Here is a 2,472-nt window from a genome sequence, read left to right as displayed (position 1 = left end):
CAGCTCGATGCGGAAGCCCCGCACCTTGACCTGGTGGTCCAGACGCCCGAGGTACTCCAGCTGGCCGTCCTCGCGCCAGCGAACCAGGTCGCCCGTGCGGTACAGCCGGCCGCCGGCTGCATCGAACGGGTCCGCCACGAAACGCTGTGCCGTCAGGCCGCTCCTGTTCAGGTAGCCGCGCGCAAGGCCGGCTCCCGACACATACAACTCACCGGCGCATCCCGCCGGCACCCGATGCAGGTCGGGGTCGAGCACATGCATGCCGAGGTCCGGAATGTTCACGCCGACCGGGCTGCGCGGCACCTCGAGATCGAGCGCCGTGATGGGCCGGTAGGTCACGTGGACAGTGGTCTCCGTGATGCCGTACATGTTGATCAGCCGCGGCTGCGCATCGCCGAAACGTTCGATCCACGGACGCAGGCTCTGCGGCTCCAGCGCCTCGCCGCCGAAGATCACATGCTTCAGCGACAGGTCGGCTTCCTCGTAGAGTCCGCGTGCGGTCATCAACTGGCGGAAAGCCGAGGGCGTCTGGTTCAGCACCGTGACCCGCTGCTCGCGCAGCAGGGCCAGGAAGTCGTCTGGCGAGCGGCTGATCCAGAACGGCACGACCACGAGCCGGCCGCCATGACACAGGGCACCGAAGATTTCCCACACCGAGAAGTCGAAGGCATACGAGTGGAACAGGGTCCACACGTCGTCCGCGCCGAAATGGAACCAGTCCTGCGTCGAGCCCAGCAGCCGCACCACCTGGCGATGGCACAGCTGGGCGCCCTTGGGCTTGCCGGTCGAACCGGAGGTATAGATGACGTAGGCCAGCTGGTCCGCGTGCTGCGCGACGGCCGGATCGTGATCGGGCACCGACTGCAGCTCGAGCGTGTCCAGCGCCAGGACCTGCACGCCCGGTCCGCTGGGCGGCAGGCCAGGCTGCACCTCGCTGTGCGTCAGCAGCAGCGCGATGCCGCTGTCTTCCATCATGTGGGCCAGGCGATCGGACGGATAGGCCGGGTCCAGCGGCACATAGGCTGCGCCGGCCTTCAGGATGGCCAGAAGGGCCACCACCATCTCGATGCCGCGCTCCACCGCCAGGCCAACGCGGGCCTCCGGCCGTACGCCGAGTTCGATGAGCCGATGCGCCAGGCGGTTCGCGCGTGCATTGAGCTCCGCATAGCCGAGCCTGTGTTCGCCGAAGACCAGCGCCACGGCCTGCGGACGCGCGCGGGCCTGCTGCTCGAAGAGGCCGTGCAGCGAAGCATCGCGCAGCACGGCCGGCTGCTCGCGTTCGGCTCCCCAGGACTGCAAGGTCTGGAGCGTCGCCGGATCGAGCAGCTCGAGTCGATCCAGGCACCCGGCCTTCGCATCGACCAGCTGCAGCAACAGGTGCCGCATGCGGTCGGCGATAGCACTTGCCGTCTGCTCGCCGAAGCTGTCGCGCATGAAGCCGAACTGCAGCCCCAGCGTGTCGGCCTGGCGCACGACCAGGGTCATCGGGTAGTTGCTTTCCTCGCTGTGCGCGATCTCACCGAAGCTCAGGCCGCCGGGCGAGCTCGCCTTCAGCGCCTGATCGACCGGGTAGTTCTCGAACACGACGATGCTGTCGAACAGCCCCTGGCCGCCGCCCTGCCCGGCCCAGCGCTGGATCTCGTGCAGCGGCGTGTGCTCGTGCTCGCGCGAGGCCAGGTTCTGCGCCTGCAACGCGCGCAGCCAGTCGCCCACGGGCCGGCCGGCCTCGATGCCGACGATCATCGGCAGGGTGTTGATGAACAGGCCCAGCACCTGGTCGGCACCGCGCAGTTCGGTCGGACGACCGGCTACCGTGACGCCGAAGCTCACGGTGCGCTGGCCGGAGTGACGGGCCAGCAGCAGCGCCCAGGCCGCCTGAACCAGCGTGTTCACCGTGATGCGCTCGGCCCGCGCGAAGGTTTGCAGGCGTTGGGTTTCCGAAGAATCCAGGGTACGGATGCAGCGGCCGTGCCCCGGCTGCGCTTGCGCCGGCCTGGGCAGCACCTGGCTCAGGTGCGTCGGCGTATCGAGGCGCGCGAGCTGGCCGCGCCAGTAGGCCTCGTGGGCCACGGCATCCTGTGCCTGCAGCCACTCGATGTAGTCGCGATAGCGGACGGCCTGCGGCGGCAGGGCAGCCCCTGCGTAGGCGCTCAGCACTTCGCCCATCAGCCGCGACAGGCTCCAGCCGTCGAGCAGCAGGTGATGAGCGGTCCAGACCAGATGATGGCTGTCCTGCCCGGTACGGATCGCGAGCAGTCTGGCCAGGGGCGGCTGAACGAGGTCGAAGCCGCGCGCGAGATCTTCGCTCGCCCAGTCGTCCAGCGACTGGCGCAGGTTCGGCTCGGCGCGCGCATCGCGCTCCAGCCAGGGTGTTTCCACCGACCTGGCCACCCACTGAAGCGGAGGCTGGGCCATGCTCAGGAAGCCCGTGCGCAGCACGTCATGGCGCTGCACCACCTGCTGCCACGCACC

Annotated in this window: 1 protein-coding gene; it reads right to left on the bottom strand. The window is 69.0% G+C overall.

All coding sequences use genetic code 11. From position 1 onward, the window contains the following. The coding region (locus EJP67_RS33455; protein ID WP_126026013.1) for an amino acid adenylation domain-containing protein at positions 1-2,472 on the bottom strand (2,472 nt) is incomplete at both ends.

This window comes from Variovorax guangxiensis (assembly GCF_003952165.1).
GTDB classification, from domain to species: domain Bacteria; phylum Pseudomonadota; class Gammaproteobacteria; order Burkholderiales; family Burkholderiaceae_C; genus Variovorax; species Variovorax guangxiensis.
Note: the sequence above shows the minus strand (reverse complement) of the source record. Positions and strands in the feature narration are given on the sequence as shown.